Raw genomic sequence first — 17,985 nt, 5'->3', positions numbered from 1 at the left:
GATATTCTACTTTAAAGCTTTTATTTGTAAGTAAAGTGCTAAAGAAGCCCTCCATCGAACCATCATGATTTTTAGCGAATTTATTTATTTCAGAAAAACTGACTTTTTCGCGTTGTAAGATAACCAGCTTGGCCACCATAGTATAATCACCAATATCATTATCTAACATTATTTGGGCTATATCAGAATTAACACCATATTTATCTGCGACATTCTGAATGTTAAGTTCTGATATGCACTCCTTTCCATTATAATTTTCAGTTATTATTTTTACTTGATTTTTTATATCGTTATTAAGTTCATCTAAATGAGAATGATGCACATTTAATTGAGATGCAGAGACTCGCATATAAATCCTTATAAAGAAGTGGATGGGAAAATATTTAATGTAGTGCATATGAAGCTATTTTACCGATTTCCAATGACATGCCATCTCAAATCATCTTTATAAATATTATTATTCTTCAAAGCCAAAATAAATCCACAAAAAACCGCCGAAGCGGGTTTTTCAATCAACTTTTACAGAAGAGTTTGTATCAGACAGTGACTCAATAACACCACAGCCCATTTGGATATCACTACCACCTAATGGTTCTGCCAAAGGTGTGAGGATCTTGTTTATTAATACGCGATTAACTGGGAATCTCACTGGCCTGTATTGGCAACATCTAATGCCTGAAGTAAATCGTTTAATAAATCATCTACATCTTCTAACCCAACAGATAGCCGAATCAACCCATCGCTAATTAAATGATGACGTCGTTCTTCAGGAGTATAAGAGGAATGGGTCATGCTGGCAGGATGCTGCGCTAATGTTTCACAGTCGCCCAAGCTGACTGCACGGTAAATGAGTTGCAACGCATTAAGAAAAGCGATCCCCGACGTCATACCGCCACGGAGTTCAAAAGCAATCATTCCACCAGGCCCCGTCATTTGCCGCTCAACCAGTTCGCGTTGGGGGAAGTCGGGTAATCCAGGATAATAAATCTTCTCGATCTGTGGGTGCTGAGATAACTTTTCGGCGATAATCTGGGCACTGGCACAATGTCTTTCCATACGAACAGCCAATGTTTTCATGCCACGTAAAATCAGTGCCGCATCCTGCGCGGACAGCACCGCGCCATTCATATCTTTTAGCCCTACCAGCCGAATTTGGTCTGCCAGATTCTGGCGTGTCACGACCAAACCGGCCAATAAATCACCGTGTCCGCCAAGATATTTGGTGGCTGAGTGCACGACAATATCAGCCCCTAGAGCTAACGGCGTTTGCAGATAAGGAGTGCAGTAAGTGTTATCTACGATAAAAAGTGAGCCATTGGCACGGGTAATTTGACTAAGTGCTGCAATATCGACAATACGCATATTCGGGTTAGCAGGGGTTTCGCAATATACCAATCTTGTCTGCTCTGAAATAGCCGCAGCCAGCTTACGTGAATCGGTTAAATCGACATGAGTAATTTTCACCCCAAATCGAGCCAGTCCATGATGAAAATAAGCATAAGTACAACCATAGATGGTCTGGTCGACAATAATTTCATCGCCCGGTTTCAGAAAGGTCCAACAACAGGCAGTAATTGCCCCCATGCCGGATGAAAAGGCTACAGCGCCTTCTCCCCCTTCCAGAATGGCAATGCGACGCTCCAATAAGTCTAGTGTCGGGTTACTGATTCTGGAGTAAAAATAACCTTTCTCTGTTCCGGCAAAACAAGCTCCGCCATATTCAGCGCTAGGGAAAGTAAAAGTAGAACTCATATAAACCGGTGGAGATAATGCGCCTAAATGCTCTTGAGGGTTATAACCATAATGTATGGCTCGAGTAGAAAAAGACTTTGCTGATTGCATCGACATCAATACGCCCTCATTGGAATAATTTTATAAACTCAAGATGGTGATATTTTCGTGGCATTAATTCTTTGGCCGATTATCTGTAACGTCCGTAATAACAAGGTAATTCCAACTAACGTATCGCGATCACGGAATAATGAGTATAAAGAACGGTAATTAACGTTCTCTTGATTAAGTCTTAGTTCAGTATTAGCTATTCTTAATGCATTACCACTTTCCCAACCAACAGCAACAATCCCTTCGAATACACCAGCAAGTTTCTCAACCAAAGCATTATCTGCAATATCAACCACATCAGATAATAACGACAACATATCTACCGCATTATTTAATCGTCCTCCGGCTAATAATGGCTGTAATTTATTGAGTAATTCAGTGAAATCAACTTCAGGAGTTATTGTTTTCTCAACGTGACTTTCATCAGATTGTTGTTCGCTCATTATTTACCCTTATTAAATCAACCCACGAACGGTGGCCCAATATAAACCGCGGTTAAAACCATTACGTAACATTCCCCCCACCTTAGTCGGTGGGGTTGGCATGACATCATTGCGGTAGTCATACCACAATGGCATACCCGCATTCAGCCCCATTTGGGCCAGTGCCTGTACTTTTCCATCGTAATAACTGGTTGGATAGCCGATACGCAGTTCAGAGACGATATTATCTGCAATAACAGGGGCTTGATTATGGCAAGAACCGCCGGCTTTGCTGATAGGCAAATCAACGGTATCACCAATGACATAAACCCCTGGCTGCCCATAGACTTGCAGCGTCTGATGGTCTGTCGGCAACCAGCCTTCTCCGTTATCCCACTCACTTAAACCGGTATTGCGTACAGCATCAACAGCGGTAATCGGGGGAGTGCTCATCAAGATATCAAAAGGTTGCGCATCTCCCTCTGCGGAATAGGCAATCTTTTTATCGGGATCGACTTTTTGTAATGTAAAACCGCGCTGGTGTTTAATATCTTTAGCTGCGAAAATATTGGGGAGAACCTCACCTGTAGGTCTTTGTAAGAAAAGGCAATTACGTAAAAGCTGAGAAACCGTAGGGTAGGTATAGACAATCTCAATGGCATTACGCACCCCACGTCGGCGAAGATAGTCATCCAGCATCAGGGTAGTTTCAATTGGGGCAATACCACACTGATGGGGCACGTTGGGAGTTTGCGGGAAAGATACGGTGATAAAAATGCGACCTTTCTCTATTTTAGCTAATTTATCGGCCAATTGACGAGAAGCCGCATATTGATAAAAATGATCGCCAGCCTCAGCAAGACCTTCAATTCTATCAGGCCGAGGGACGCACCCTGTGGCAAACACTAAAAAGTCATAGTTATATTTTTTCCCGCTGCGGCATGATATTTCTCTTTTAGAAAAATCGAAACTCTCTGCTTTATCAACAATGAAAGTAACTTCTGGTCGTAATAAACTCTGCTGTGCACGTTCCAACTCTTGCCTATAAAACAAGTTAAAAGCAATATACATAAAAGCAGGTTTATAATAGTGAACTGGTGAATCAGAAATAAGAATTAACTCCACTTTTCTTTCAAGAATATCTCGATGTAATTTTGAGGCTAATAAATTAGCGAGAATAGTTCCACCAGTACCGCCACCTACAATCACAATTCTATTGAGCATGTGGTTTTCACCTCATTAGAGGAAGATAAAAGCCTTCCATATTTATGGCGCCAGAATCAATTATAAATAGCAATTATATATATATCAGAATAGATAAGAAGTTTTAATTTATAAAACCTATGAATTATTAATTGTAGTAATAAAAAATTAGACAGCAAACAATATTTCGTGACAACCATCACAGCATTAAAATTAACACAGAAGAAATATTTATATAACATGGCTAGATTATATAAATTTAAACTAGTTATAATTAATATGATGCTACTTTTCTGAACTTCTGATGTAAAAAAACCCGCCGAAGCGGGTTTTTCAATCAACTTTTACAGAAGATAAAGTGCAGTAATTACTGGCCTTTAACTTCTTTCAGACCGTTGAATGGTGCGCGGTCGCCCAACGCTTCTTCGATACGGATCAGTTGGTTGTATTTAGCAACACGGTCAGAACGGCTCATAGAACCGGTTTTGATCTGGCCTGCTGCAGTACCTACTGCCAGGTCGGCAATGGTAGCATCTTCGGTTTCGCCTGAACGGTGAGAGATAACCGCGGTGTAACCTGCATCTTTCGCCATCTTGATAGCAGCCAGAGTTTCGGTCAGAGAACCGATCTGGTTGAATTTAATCAGGATAGAGTTAGCAACACCTTTCTCGATACCTTCTTTCAGGATCTTGGTGTTGGTTACAAACAGATCGTCACCAACCAACTGGATTTTGTCACCCAGAACTTCGGTCTGGTATTTGAAGCCAGCCCAGTCAGATTCGTCCAGACCGTCTTCGATAGAGACGATTGGGTACTGTTTGGTCAGGTCTTCCAGGAAGTGAGTGAACTCTTCAGAAGTGAAAGCTTTGTTGCCTTCGCCAGCCAGAACATATTTGCCATCTTTATAGAATTCAGATGCAGCACAGTCCATCGCCAGAGTCACGTCTTTGCCCAACTCGTAACCAGCCTGTTTTACCGCTTCAGCGATAACAGCCAGTGCTTCGGCGTTAGAACCCAGGTTTGGCGCGTAGCCACCTTCGTCGCCTACCGCAGTGCTCATACCTTTAGCTTTCAGAACTTTAGCCAAAGTATGGAACACTTCAGAACCGATGCGAACCGCTTCTTTCAGAGTTTTAGCGCCAACTGGCTGAATCATAAACTCTTGAATATCAACGTTGTTATCAGCATGCTCGCCGCCGTTGATGATGTTCATCATCGGCAGTGGCATAGAGAATTTGCCTGGGGTGCCATTCAGTTCAGCAATGTGCTCATACAAAGGCATGCCTTTAGATGCTGCTGCTGCTTTCGCTGCTGCCAGAGAAACAGCCAGGATGGCGTTAGCACCAAACTGGGATTTGTTCTCAGTACCGTCCAGATCGATCATGATTTTATCGATATTTGCCTGATCTTTGGCATCTTTACCGATAACTGCCTGAGCAATTGGGCCATTTACTGCTGCAACGGCTTTCAGAACGCCTTTGCCCAGGAAACGGGATTTGTCACCGTCACGCAGTTCCAGTGCTTCACGGGAACCAGTAGAAGCACCTGATGGTGCCGCAGCCAAACCAACAAAACCGCCTTCCAGATGAACTTCGGCTTCTACAGTTGGGTTACCACGGGAGTCGATGATTTCGCGACCGATGACTTTAACGATTTTGGACATTAGATTTTCCTCAGTACAAGTTAAACTAAAACTCCAGACAGAGGGGGCGACATCGCTGCCGCCCCTTCTACCAAATATTTTATTTCACCTGGCGCTTCTGATACTCACCAGCCGCTTTCACAAAGCCGGCGAACAACGGGTGACCATCACGTGGCGTCGAAGTAAATTCTGGATGGAACTGACAAGCCACAAACCACGGGTGATTTGGCAACTCGATAATCTCCACCAGTTTGTTATCCGCAGAGCGCCCTGCTACACGTAACCCGGCAGCTTCAATCTGCTTCAACAACATGTTGTTTACTTCATAGCGATGACGATGGCGCTCAACGATGGTTGGCTCGCCATACATCTGACGAACCAGGCTACCTTCAGTCAGGTGACATTGCTGCCCACCCACACGCATGGTACCGCCCAAATCGCTCTCTTCCGTGCGTACTTCAACGTTGCCGTCTTCATCACGCCATTCGGTGATTAATGCAACCACCGGATACTTACAGTCTGGCACAAATTCTGTGGAGTTCGCGTTTTCCATTCCCGCCACATTGCGGGCAAACTCCATCAGTGCAACCTGCATACCCAGGCAAATGCCCAGATAAGGAATGTTGTGTTCACGGGCATAACGTGCCGCCAGAACCTTGCCTTCCACACCACGGTAGCCAAAGCCGCCTGGAATGAGGATAGCATCTAATCCTTTCAGCATCTCTTCGCCGCGCGTCTCAACATCCTGTGAATCAATCAGCTTGATATTCACTGTCAGGCGATTTTTCAGCCCACCGTGCTTCAAGGCTTCAATCACAGATTTATAGGCATCCGGCAATTCTACGTATTTGCCGATCATCCCAATGGTCACTTCGCCACCTGGATTCGACTCTTCGTATATTACCTGTTCCCATTCTGCGAGATTTGCTTCAGGACAAGTTAAGCTGAATCGTTTACAAATATAATCGTCAAGGCCCTGTGATTTCAATAGCCCTGGGATTTTATAAATGGAATCAACATCTTTTAGGGAGATAACCGCTTTTTCTGGCACATTGCAGAACAAGGCAATTTTAGCCCGTTCATTAGCAGGAACTGCGCGGTCAGAACGACAAATCAGCACATCTGGCTGAATACCGATAGAAAGCAGCTCTTTTACCGAATGTTGCGTTGGCTTAGTTTTCACTTCACCAGCCGCTGCCAGATAAGGAACCAATGTCAGGTGCATATAAAGTGTATGCTCGCGGCCAACATCAACCGCCATCTGACGAATAGCTTCCAGGAATGGCAGGGATTCGATATCACCTACGGTGCCACCAATTTCAACCAATACCACATCGTGGCCTTCGCCGCCTTCGATGATACGTTCTTTGATTGCATTGGTGATATGAGGAATAACCTGGATAGTCGCACCCAGATAGTCGCCGCGGCGCTCTTTGCGCAGAACTTCAGAGTAGATACGGCCAGTAGTGAAGTTGTTACGGCGAGTCATTTTAGTGCGAATGAAGCGCTCGTAATGCCCTAAATCCAGATCGGTTTCAGCACCATCTTCGGTGACGAAAACTTCCCCGTGTTGTGTCGGGCTCATGGTGCCCGGATCCACGTTGATATACGGGTCCAGTTTCATGATGGTAACGTTGAGGCCACGGGCTTCAAGTATAGCCGCCAGAGAGGCTGCGGCAATGCCTTTACCCAGAGAGGATACGACCCCGCCGGTCACAAAAATATAATTAGTTGTCATGCTGAACCTGAGAGTTTAGGTTTAAAGACGATGGAAGAACCAAGACGGGAAAGTAGTATACCCGAACCTTGGTTTCGCTACAAACTATCTCCGCACCAGTGGCCATTTTCGCCACTTTTACTGTGCGGAACATCGCCTTGCTATCCGTTATAATTCAATATATTAACGCAATTAAAATTCAACAACCATCCATCAAATGAATTAAAACACCTTACATTTCAGTTTCTTGCTTTTTTACTTGCTGCCAGGCAGATTCCATTTCATCCAGTGTCGCGCTCTCCATAGTCTTACCTGACGCCATAACTATTTGTTCTACCTGACGAAAACGACGTTCAAACTTACGATTTGCCGCCTGTAAGGCATTTTCAGCTTTATGGCCTAAATGGCGAGATAAGTTAACGGTGGCAAACAGCAAATCACCAATTTCCTCACCTAACTTCTCTTCATCCACCACTGCCTGGCGAGCTTCAAACATCACTTCATCGATCTCTTCGTAGACTTTATCCAGCACCGGCCCCAGAGTGTCCCAATCAAAACCGACTGATGCGCAACGTTTCTGGATTTTATGCGCTTTCATCAGCGCGGGCAGCGCGTCAGGGATATCATCTAATGCCGAATATAAGGCCTTCTCCGCCCTCTCCTCAGCTTTACGCGACTCCCACCCTGCCAGCGCATTATCACTGCTAATTATAGCATCTGAAACGTTTTGCGGCGCATCAGGGAACACATGGGGATGGCGGCGCACCAACTTATCACTGATGGCATGACACACATCATCGAACGCAAATAGCCCTTGCTCCTGCCCCATCTGCGCATAAAACACCACCTGAAACAGTAAATCCCCTAATTCATCACGAAGATCGTCGAAATCCTTGCGCTGAATCGCGTCAAGCACCTCATAGGTTTCTTCTAAGGTATAAGGCGCAATAGTGTCAAAGGTCTGCTTACGATCCCACGGGCAGCCATGCTCCGGATCACGCAAAGTACGCATAATATCCAGCAAACGTTGTAGCGCTAAAGCGGTGGTACCAGGGGAAGTCACTGATTGGGTCATCTGAATTTATTCACTTTTTAAAAAAATTTGAGGCGTAGCGAGCGCAGGCAGATTGATTGCGGCCAGCGCACAGCCCCCGGAATGTACACGTAGTACATGAGGAGGGCGAGCACTGCCCAATATCAATATGCCAAAGCGCAGTAGCCGTTTAGAGATAACTAATTGCCGTGTAGCCGACGGGCATCTATCACATCCGGTAACTGATTCAGCTTGGCCAACACTCTGCCCAGCACCTGCAGATTGTAGATCTCGATATCCATATCGATAGTTGCCATCATCTTTTTGGTATCGCTACGGCTGGCAACCCCCAGTACATTGACCTTTTCGTTCGCCAAAATGGTAGTGATATCGCGCAGCAAGCCGCTACGATCATTGGCGGTAACCCGCACCACCAGCGAATAGCCACTGGAATAGCTTTCGCCCCAGACCGCATCGACAATCCGCTCAGGTGCATGGGATTGCAATTCAGCTAGCTGCTCACAATCAGCACGGTGAATGGATATCCCCCTCCCTTGAGTGATAAAGCCAATAATTTCATCACCCGGAATAGGCTGGCAGCAGCGCGCAATATGGTGCATCAGGTTGCCGACACCTTCGACGACAATACGCCCACTGTCTTTGCTGGCATTGCGTGGCGGTGCCTGATGTTTATTATTCAGATGGCGTAACGCCTCTAAATCCGCCTCTTCCGCCGTTGGCTTATTCAGTTTGCCTTGCAGGAAGTTGACCATCTGATTTAGGCGGATATCACCCCCGCCAATAGCCGCCAACACTTCATCCATAGAATTCATGTTATAGCGTGGTACCAGCAGCTTCTCCGCCTCTTTCAGGCTGATATCCAGATGCTCCAGCTCGTCATCCAACATCTGCCGACCAGCAAGAATATTCTTGTCTCTATCTTGTTTTCTAAACCAGTTATGGATCTTGGAGCGACCACGGCTGGTAGTGACATAGCCGAGGTTCGGATTCAGCCAGTCACGGCTCGGGTTAGGCTGTTTCTGGGTGATAATTTCAATCTGATCACCCATCTGCAACTGGTAAGTAAACGGCACTATTCGGCCACTGATTTTAGCCCCAATACAGCGGTGGCCCACATCGCTATGAATATGGTAAGCGAAGTCCAGCGGTGTCGAACCTGCTGGTAAATCAATGACATCGCCCTTTGGCGTAAACACATATACCCGATCGTCAAATACCTGGCTGCGCACTTCATCCAGCATTTCGCCGGAATCCGCCATCTCTTCCTGCCACGCAATTAACTTACGTAACCAGGCAATCCGCCCTTCGTAACCGGAGCGACCGGCAGCCACAGCACCCTCTTTATACTTCCAGTGCGCAGCAACCCCCAGTTCAGCATCTTCATGCATCTGACGGGTACGGATTTGAATTTCGAGTGTTTTGCCGCGCGGCCCAAGCACTACAGTGTGGATTGACTGATAACCATTGGGTTTAGGGTTGGCGACGTAATCATCAAATTCATCAGGCAAATGGCGGAAATGGGTATGGACAATACCGAGTGCGGCATAGCAATCCTGCAAGCGCTCCACCACCACCCGTACGGCTCGCACATCAAACAGTTCATCGAAGGCCAGCGACTTCTTCTGCATTTTGCGCCAGATACTGTAGATATGCTTGGGGCGGCCATATATGTCGGCTTTAATCCCTTCATCTGCCATGGCTTTGTGCAATGAAGCCACAAAATCATCAATGAATTGCTCACGATCGATACGGCGCTCATGGAGCAATTTGGCGATTTGCTTATATTCATCTGGATGCAAATAGCGGAAGCAGAAGTCTTCCAACTCCCACTTGATCTGGCCGATACCCAAACGATTAGCCAGTGGCGCATAGATATTGGAACACTCTTTGGCCGCCAGCACGCGCTCGTCTTCCGGTGCATCCTTCACTTCGCGCAAATGCGCAATACGCTCCGCCAATTTGATGACCACACAGCGGAAATCTTCCACCATCGCCAATAACATACGGCGCACGTTATCCACTTGCTCAGAGCTCATGGAGTCATTATGGGTCGCTTTTAACTGACGGATGGCATCCATATCGCGCACACCGTGCACCAGATAAGTAATACCTTTACCGAATTGCTCGGTCAGCGTAGCTTCATCCACCACATTGGCGTCCACCAGCGGGAACAGTAGCGCCGCGCGCATACTGTCGTTATCCATACTTAGGGTGGAAAGAATTTCGACCATTTCAAGGCCGCGCCACAGCAACAATGAGGCATCGGGATGGTTTTGCGTCTGCTGCTCACAATACCGCCAGGTTTCGGCCAGGCGCTCACCTGACTGCGGGTTAGAAAGCCCTAAACTGGCGATCCAATCGTCGAGAGCAAACTCGCCCGCTGGATTCAAATGTGCACTTCGTACCGCAACCATAACTTCTCCCTACTTTGCGACCCCTGGCTCCTGCATAAACAGCGCCATAGATTCAAGATGCCCGGTGTGGGGAAACATATCCAACATTCGCACCTGAGCAAGACGGTAACCGGCGGCTAACAACACCTGACTATCTCGTGCCAGCGTAGTGGGATTACACGAAACATACACCACCCGCTTTGGCGCCAGTTTAACTATATGTGACATGACCCCGGCAGCACCTGCGCGGGCGGGATCTAACAATACTTTATCAAACCCTTGTGTTGCCCATGGCTGATAACTGATATCAGATTCCAGATTTTCATGGAAAAAAGAGACATTGGGCAGCGCGTTATTCAGAGCATTATACTGCCCATTCGCTACCAACGCCGCAACTCCTTCCACGCCAACCACTTCGCGAGCCAACTTTGCCAACGGTAAGGTGAAATTGCCCATACCGCAGAACAGATCCAGCACCCGCTCATCAGGCTGCACATCGAGCCATGCTATAGCCTGAGCCACCATTTGCTGGTTGACCGTATCATTGACTTGAATAAAATCGCGCGGATGGAACGCTAAGCGTAGACCCTCAATCTGGTAATAGGGTTCCTCGCCAATCAGTTTTTCTACATTATCACTGTCACCAGCCAGATAGACGGCAACCTGTTCTCGTTTGGCAAAGTCAATTAATGCCGCACGATCTACCGCTTTAAGAGCATCAAGATGGCGTAAAACCATTAACGGGCCATTATCGGCCAATACCAGTTCCACATGCCCAAGGCGGCGAACAGCCTGTAAGCTTGATAAACATTGATAAAGTGGCGCTAACAAGCGCTCCAACTCAGGCCGTAAAACCGGGCAGTGCTTAATGCAAACTAAATCATGAGACTCGGTTTGGCGAAACCCCATTTGCAATCGATGCTGCTTGGGTTGATAGAGCAGCCCTAACCTCGCCCGCCGCCGATAGCCGTATTCCGGCCCGCAAATAACCGGATCTAATTCAGGGCAAATGCCAGCCTCTCGCACAATCAAGCGCCGGAGTGAACCTGCTTTACTCATTTGCTGCAACTGGCTATTGGCGTGTTGCTGCTGACAGCCTCCACAAATACCGAAGTGAGGGCAAGCAGGAACGACCCTTTCGTTACATCGGTTCAACAAACGTTTAAGCTTACCGCGACTATATTGGCGTTTTTGCTCGGTAAGCTCAATTTCAGCTTGCTCTCCTGGCAGGGTACCTGGGATAAAGATAGCCTTGCCTTGGTGGTGTGCTACCCCCTGCCCAAAAGGGTCAAGCGAGTTTACGGTCACAGTTAGCGTTTGTTTGGTCGTCACACGTCGGTTTGGAGAGTAGAATTGCGCCATATTGATTGATCAAGCATCGGTTTCGTAAGCTGCTAATTCTCCCACATTGGAATACCATGACCAAATACAGTCTTCGCGCGCGCATGATGATTTTAATCCTGGCCCCCACGCTGCTTCTTGGGCTGTTACTCAGTACGACCTTTATGGTCAATCGTTACAATGAACTGCAAAAACAATTAGTTAACGCAGGTACAAGTATTATCGAACCACTGGCGGTTGCCAGTGAGTACGGAATGACCTTTCGCAACCGCGATACTGTTCGTCAGTTAATTAATCTTCTTCACCGCCGCCATTCGAATATTGTTCGGTCAATATCTGTTTTTGACGCAGATAATAATCTTTTTGTCACATCTAACTATAATTACAATTCCTCACAATTAAGATTGCCCAAAGGCGACGCTATTCCCAGTTCACTGATGCTTTCCTATCGTGGCGACTCTTTGATTCTGCGCATGCCCATTATTTCAGAATCCAACCTGTCCAGTGACCGGGCTTCCGATTCAGATATCACCAATCGGCCATTGGGCTATATCGCCATGGACTTGGATTTACAATCCGTACGCTTGCAGCAATATAAAGAGATCTTTATTTCGACTCTACTGCTGCTGTTCTGTATGTGTGTGGCTATTTTGTTTGCTTATCGGCTGATGCGTGATGTCACTGGCCCCATCCGCAACATGGTGAATGCTGTTGACCGCATTCGCCGCGGGCAATTAGACAGCCGGGTGGAAGGGCATATGCTCGGTGAGTTGAATATTTTGAAAAACGGCATCAACTCGATGGCAATGTCACTGGCGGCCTATCACGAAGAGATGCAGCAGAATATCGATCAAGCCACATCAGACTTGCGCGAAACACTGGAGCAGATGGAAATCCAGAACGTGGAGTTGGGGCTGGCGAAAAAACGTGCGCAAGAAGCCGCGCGAATTAAATCTGAATTTCTGGCTAATATGTCCCATGAGTTACGTACTCCACTCAATGGGGTGATTGGTTTTACCCGCCAGACACTGAAAACATCACTGACCCCGACGCAAACTGACTATCTGCAAACTATCCAGCGATCAGCGAACAACCTGTTATGCATCATTAATGACGTGCTGGATTTCTCCAAGTTAGAAGCTGAAAAACTGATCCTTGAGCATATCCCATTCTCACTACGCGGTGCGCTGGATGAGGTCATTATTCTGCTGGCACACACCGCTCATGAAAAAGGCCTGGAACTGACCCTGCATGTTAATAAAGATGTGCCAGAACAAGTGATTGGCGATGCCATGCGTTTGCAGCAAATAGTGACAAACTTGCTGGGTAATGCGATTAAATTCACCGAACAGGGCAATATTGACATTCTCGTGGCCGTGCGGGCGATAGCCAGCCAGCAAGTGACGTTGGTAGTAGAAATTCACGATACTGGCATCGGTATTTCCGAGTCTCAGCAAGCCCAATTGTTCCAGGCATTCCGTCAGGCCGATGCCAGCATTTCGCGTCGGCACGGGGGAACCGGCCTTGGGCTAGTTATCACCGAAAGATTGGTGAAGGAAATGGGGGGCGATATCAGCTTCCACAGTCAGGTTGATCGGGGGTCGACTTTCAGGTTCCACCTGACCTTGGATCTCAATGAAGCCATCCCCGCCCGCCGCCCAGATATGTCTCATCTGGAAGGGAAAACGCTGGCCTATATTGAACGTAATGCCGCAGCGGCAAGAGCAGCATTAGATATTCTCAGCATCACACCTTTGCAGGTGACTCATAGCCTGACATTGGCCCAGTTGCCGATACAACATTATGATTTCCTGCTCGTCGGGGTACCCATCCCATACCGCAATAATATGGCTGTTCATCAAGACAAACTGATCGCAGCAATGAAAATTTCCGAGCAAGTTATTTTGGCACTGCCGAGTCAATCACAGATAGAAGCGGAGCAACTTAAACAGATCGGCGCTAAAGCGTGTCTGGTGAAGCCCATATCCGCTAACCGGTTAATTCCTTTATTGTCTTATGAAAAAGCGCATAGTGAATTACCGGTGGTAGAGCAAGCACACAAGCAACCCAAGCTACCTTTCAAAGTGATGGCCGTTGATGACAACCCGGCTAACTTGAAATTAATGGGGACTTTACTGGAAGAACAGGTTGAAGAAACGGTGCTATGTGACAGCGGGGCGAAAGCCATAGCCTATGCCCGTGAAAATACGCTGGATATCATCTTAATGGATATCCAAATGCCGGAAATTGACGGCATCCGTGCCAGTGAAGTGATTCATCAGATGTCACACCATCAGGATACGCCGATCATTGCGGTCACGGCTCATGCCGTTAGAGGGCAGCAGGAACAATTACTAAAATTGGGTATGGCTGATTATCTCGCGAAACCTATTGATGAAGCTCGGTTGATACAAGCACTTTCGCGCTATCTACCTGATTGTGCCCCACAACCGCATAATCAACAGCCTCACGCTTTACAACAATCTCATGCTTTACAACAACAGGACGAGGGCGAGGCTCATATTCAGTCAATTCCGCCATCTGAATGTGAAGAGTCAATAGACTGGCCACTCGCGATGAGGCAAGCAGCAAATAAAGAAGCGCTGGCTAAAGACCTCTTGACCATGTTGCTAGAATTTACGCCACAAGTGACGCAGCGCGTGCAGGCGATTCTGGCCGGTCGCCATGACGATGATATTCTGAATTTGATTCACAAGTTCCATGGCAGTTGCGCATGTAGCGGTGTGCCGCGACTGAGGCAATTGTGTATGACGATTGAACAGCAATTGCGCCAACAAACCGACTTACAAGACTTGCAACCTGAATGGCTTGAATTGTTAGATGAAATAGATAATGTCCGCTTTGCCGCTCGGAGTTATCTCGGCGCAGCCTAATACCGGTCGCACCAAATCTAAATAGAAAGGGCACACCGATAAGCGGTTGTGCCCTTTTTGGCGGTATCTATACTTTTACTACATAGATACCTGTCACTGCATCAATAGTGATTACTGCATCAGTAAATAGAGTGAAGTATCACCACGTTGAATGCTCAACGCCAATACCGATGGTTTGGTATCAAGGATTTTCCGCAGCTCACCCAGATTCTGAACTGGTTGCTGGTTGACACCCATGATGATATCGCCTTTTTTCAGGCCGATACGTGCCGCAGCAGTACCTGGCTTCACGCTATCAACTTTTACGCCTTTCTTACCATTCACATCAGAGTTGCTCAGCTCAGCCCCTTCAATACCGGTGTAGAGATTACCGGAATCAACTTGAGTTTGGCTGCTTTGCTCTAATGTCACTTCCACGTTGACCGGTTTACCGTCGCGCAACAGACCCAAGGTCATTTTACTGCCCACTGGCAGAGTACCAATCTCGGCACGGAAGCCAGCGAAGCTGTTGATAGCTTTACCATTCATGCTAACAATCACATCACCCGCTTTAATCCCTGCTTTAGCTGCAGCAGATTTTGGCAGTACCTGACTGATAAAGGCACCTTTCTGTGCATCAACCTTCATGGCTTTCGCCAGCTCAGAGTTCAGCTCGGTGCCCATAATGCCCAGTTCACCGCGTTTCACCTGACCAAACTCGACCATTTGTGAGGTCAGGTTTTTCACCATGTTACTTGGGATAGCAAAACCGATACCGATGTTGCCGCCATCCGGTGCCAGGATAGCCGTGTTAATCCCGATCAGTTCACCGTTCAGATTGATCAATGCACCACCGGAGTTACCACGGTTAATTGCCGCGTCAGTCTGGATAAAGTTTTCGTAGTTTTCCACATTCAAACCACTACGGCCCAACGCCGACACGATACCGGAAGTGACGGTTTCACCCAGGCCATAGGGGTTACCGATAGCAACGGTATAATCCCCAACGCGCAGTTGATCGGAATCGGCAATTTTAATCGCAGTGAGGTTCTTAGCATCTTTCAGCTGTAATAAGGCGATATCGGTACGGGGATCTTTACCGATTACTTTTGCATCAAAGCTGCGACCATCACTCAACTTAACATTGATTTTGGTTGCATTATCAACCACGTGGTTATTGGTAACGACATAACCTTTAGCAGCATCAATAATTACACCAGAACCCAGTGCGCGGAAATCCTGCTTGCTGGGTGCTCCACCTCTGCTACCTGGTCCACCCTGACACATTGGTGACCCCTGGAACGGAGAACCGTCCTGGCAGAATGGCGAATCATCACCAAAGAATTGCTGGAACTGTGGTGGTATACCGCCAGCACCGGCATTACTTACCTGAGCACTACCCTCCACATTGATACTCACAACCGAAGGCATTACCTTCTCTAGCATTGGCGCCAGGCTAGGGAGCTGCTGGCTGCTGGAAGAGGCCGATTCTGCCGCAACGGCAGAAGAAACCGGCCCCATGGCTAGACCGATGCTCAATGCCAATGCACTTAACACTAAAGTTGTTTTTTTCATGTATTCTGGCTCTCGCTATACAATTAATAATGAGTCAATAAATGGTATATAACAGACTTATCCCATAATAATTGGCCTTGCCGCAGATCAAGCTAGTGAACCCGATAATCGAACTCAATTTAGTGAATCGGGTGGATACAACACAGCAATTCAAGTTAAGAAGGATATAGTCGTCTTGCATAGTAAGATTAAATATGGGGGATGAAGTTCAGAGAACCAATAATTAGAAAAGTAAAAAATATTGTCCGTCTTTACAAATCTATAGTTAATTAAACGGACATTTTAGTTTTCCTGCATACTATTCCGCAGCCATCAAACGCCGATATTCATCATAGGCATAAAGGTCGGTCATACCACTGATATAGTCTTGAATTAAACGCGCACGGTAATAATATTCATATATCTCATGCTGTTCTGGCGATAAATGACACAGCCGCTCTGTTGACTCTACATAAGCCAAACGGTGTTTAGTCGACAACTTATGGAACAATCTCGTCTCAATGGGGTATTTTCGATGACTGTCTTCAGCGACTAATTGCGTAAATGCAGTTTGCGGCATAGCTAATAACGGGCTATAAATATCAAGCAAGCCACTAATAACTCTATACCCTTGTAATTCAAGCTGTTCCACTTCGGGATAATTGAATACGTGTCTCACTGCTACCTTTTTAAAAATTTGCAGTAATTTACACGCCGGACTGGAATCTTCTAATAAAGCCTGATTAAACGAACCAGAAAACACCGCAGGTAGATTTTCAATAAAACGCTGAGCAGCATGCGGAACTAATTTCCCTACAGTATTCACCCGTAAATACATAAAGAATTGGTCTTCCGAACTGCGCCGCCCTTGCCCTCGACCTAATTGACGATATGCACCGCCAACAACTTTATCAAACAAATCACCATGAGTAATCTCACCCCACTCTTGCACCATATGATCATAAAGTTGTTCAACACTGAAAATATTTTTTTCGACCGCATCTTCTAAATCGGCAATGCAATAAGAGATATCATCCGCAGCTTCCATAATATAGGTCAACGGAAAACGATTAAACTCCCCCATATTCAGTTCACGACGTAAATCTTTAACATACTCTTCTTCAGCAAGATAAAAGCCTGGTTTCTTCATCAAATAGTTATGAGAAGTTGGAATATCGCCAGACCAATAAGCCGGTTTGGTATATTTAAGAATACAGCCAACCTGAGCATAAGTGAGGTTAAGCTTTAATAAGCTGTAAACCAAACGGATCGCTTGTGCGTTACCTTCAAAATGGCTTAAATCCTGGCGAATTTTACTGCGTAGAATATTGAGTTCAGTCTCCCCTTCCCGCAATTTTAATGTATTAACCAGGCATTGATCCTTGCCACGCGGCTCTGCACCGCCACCATTAGGATCCATTTGTTTAGTAAACCAATTATTAATTGCTGATTCACCGAAATGCCCAAAAGGTGGGTTACCGATGTCATGCATTAGACACGCCATTTCGACAATACTTTCAAAAGGATCCAGCAATTTATCCAGCCCATAGGCGCTGATTTTTTTATCTTGCTTAAAACGATTGAGGATCTCTTTGGCAATATAACGGCCAACTTGCTGAACTTCCAGCGAATGAGTCAAACGGCTGCGGACAGCAGCATTGCGCTCCAACGGGAAGACTTGTGTTTTTTGTTGTAAACGCCGAATAGCCGCAGAGTTTACAATCCGGCCACGATCACTTTCAAATACTCGGGTAATTTCATATTCATCTTCAGCCGAACTGGGTTTACCAAATGGCCGCTGAACACTAATTTTCTGTTTAAAGTCGATCCCGGACATGTTGCCCTCCTGATCATTCATCTAAATACAGTGATACCCACTCTCAGCAGAAGATGCAATTGATTACGTGTGAACTTTGGCTGATTACATATGAACTGCGGCACATT

General features: G+C 46.4%; 11 protein-coding genes and 1 pseudogene. 1 reads left to right on the top strand and 11 read right to left on the bottom strand.

The window, feature by feature from the left end; genetic code table 11:
* The 9 genes and pseudogenes from HU019_RS10320 to rlmD form a co-directional block, all read right to left on the bottom strand.
* Positions 1 to 349, bottom strand: a pseudogene (locus tag HU019_RS10320) (hypothetical protein); the annotation flags it as partial.
* Positions 350 to 645: 296 nt separating this feature from the next.
* Positions 646 to 1,848 (bottom strand): methionine gamma-lyase, encoded by a 1,203-nt coding sequence (locus HU019_RS10315; protein WP_174849934.1) that lies wholly within the window; start codon positions 1,846 to 1,848, stop codon positions 646 to 648.
* A 32-nt stretch (positions 1,849 to 1,880) separates the two neighbouring features.
* Positions 1,881 to 2,285, bottom strand: coding sequence for a hypothetical protein (locus HU019_RS10310; protein ID WP_174849933.1), 405 nt, complete (start codon positions 2,283 to 2,285; stop codon positions 1,881 to 1,883).
* 12 nt (positions 2,286 to 2,297) lie between these two features.
* Complete coding sequence (locus tag HU019_RS10305; RefSeq protein ID WP_174849932.1) at positions 2,298 to 3,488, bottom strand: NAD(P)/FAD-dependent oxidoreductase; 1,191 nt, start codon at positions 3,486 to 3,488, stop codon at positions 2,298 to 2,300.
* Positions 3,489 to 3,834: 346 nt separating this feature from the next.
* A complete protein-coding gene (gene eno / locus HU019_RS10300; protein ID WP_005164105.1) occupies positions 3,835 to 5,130 on the bottom strand; it encodes a phosphopyruvate hydratase in 1,296 nt (431 codons plus the stop codon).
* Positions 5,131 to 5,209: 79 nt separating this feature from the next.
* Complete coding sequence (pyrG, locus tag HU019_RS10295) at positions 5,210 to 6,847, bottom strand: glutamine hydrolyzing CTP synthase (protein ID WP_025379449.1); 1,638 nt, start codon at positions 6,845 to 6,847, stop codon at positions 5,210 to 5,212.
* A gap of 211 nt (positions 6,848 to 7,058) precedes the next feature.
* Positions 7,059 to 7,901, bottom strand: a complete 843-nt coding sequence (gene mazG, locus HU019_RS10290; RefSeq protein WP_174848669.1) for a nucleoside triphosphate pyrophosphohydrolase — start codon at positions 7,899 to 7,901, stop codon at positions 7,059 to 7,061.
* Between the two features lie 158 nt (positions 7,902 to 8,059).
* Positions 8,060 to 10,294 (bottom strand): GTP diphosphokinase, encoded by a 2,235-nt coding sequence (gene relA / locus HU019_RS10285; protein WP_050075971.1) that lies wholly within the window; start codon positions 10,292 to 10,294, stop codon positions 8,060 to 8,062.
* A 9-nt stretch (positions 10,295 to 10,303) separates the two neighbouring features.
* Positions 10,304 to 11,635, bottom strand: a complete 1,332-nt coding sequence (gene rlmD / locus HU019_RS10280) for a 23S rRNA (uracil(1939)-C(5))-methyltransferase RlmD (RefSeq protein ID WP_174848671.1) — start codon at positions 11,633 to 11,635, stop codon at positions 10,304 to 10,306.
* Between the two features lie 56 nt (positions 11,636 to 11,691).
* Here rlmD and barA point away from each other — a divergent pair, with 56 nt between their 5' ends.
* Positions 11,692 to 14,508: a two-component sensor histidine kinase BarA gene (gene barA / locus HU019_RS10275; protein ID WP_174848673.1), complete on the top strand. Its 2,817-nt coding sequence runs from the start codon at positions 11,692 to 11,694 to the stop codon at positions 14,506 to 14,508.
* 111 nt (positions 14,509 to 14,619) lie between these two features.
* Here the strand turns inward: barA and degP are convergent, their stop codons facing one another.
* Both degP and dgt read right to left on the bottom strand, forming a co-directional pair.
* Positions 14,620 to 16,062 (bottom strand): serine endoprotease DegP, encoded by a 1,443-nt coding sequence (degP, locus tag HU019_RS10270; protein ID WP_174848675.1) that lies wholly within the window; start codon positions 16,060 to 16,062, stop codon positions 14,620 to 14,622.
* 298 nt (positions 16,063 to 16,360) lie between these two features.
* Positions 16,361 to 17,878 (bottom strand): dGTPase, encoded by a 1,518-nt coding sequence (dgt, locus tag HU019_RS10265; protein WP_174848677.1) that lies wholly within the window; start codon positions 17,876 to 17,878, stop codon positions 16,361 to 16,363.
* Between the last annotated feature and the right edge of the window lie 107 nt (positions 17,879 to 17,985).

The sequence above is a fragment of the Yersinia artesiana genome (assembly GCF_902726545.1).
In the GTDB taxonomy this organism is placed as follows: domain Bacteria; phylum Pseudomonadota; class Gammaproteobacteria; order Enterobacterales; family Enterobacteriaceae; genus Yersinia; species Yersinia artesiana.
This window is presented reverse-complemented; position numbering and strand designations above follow the sequence as displayed.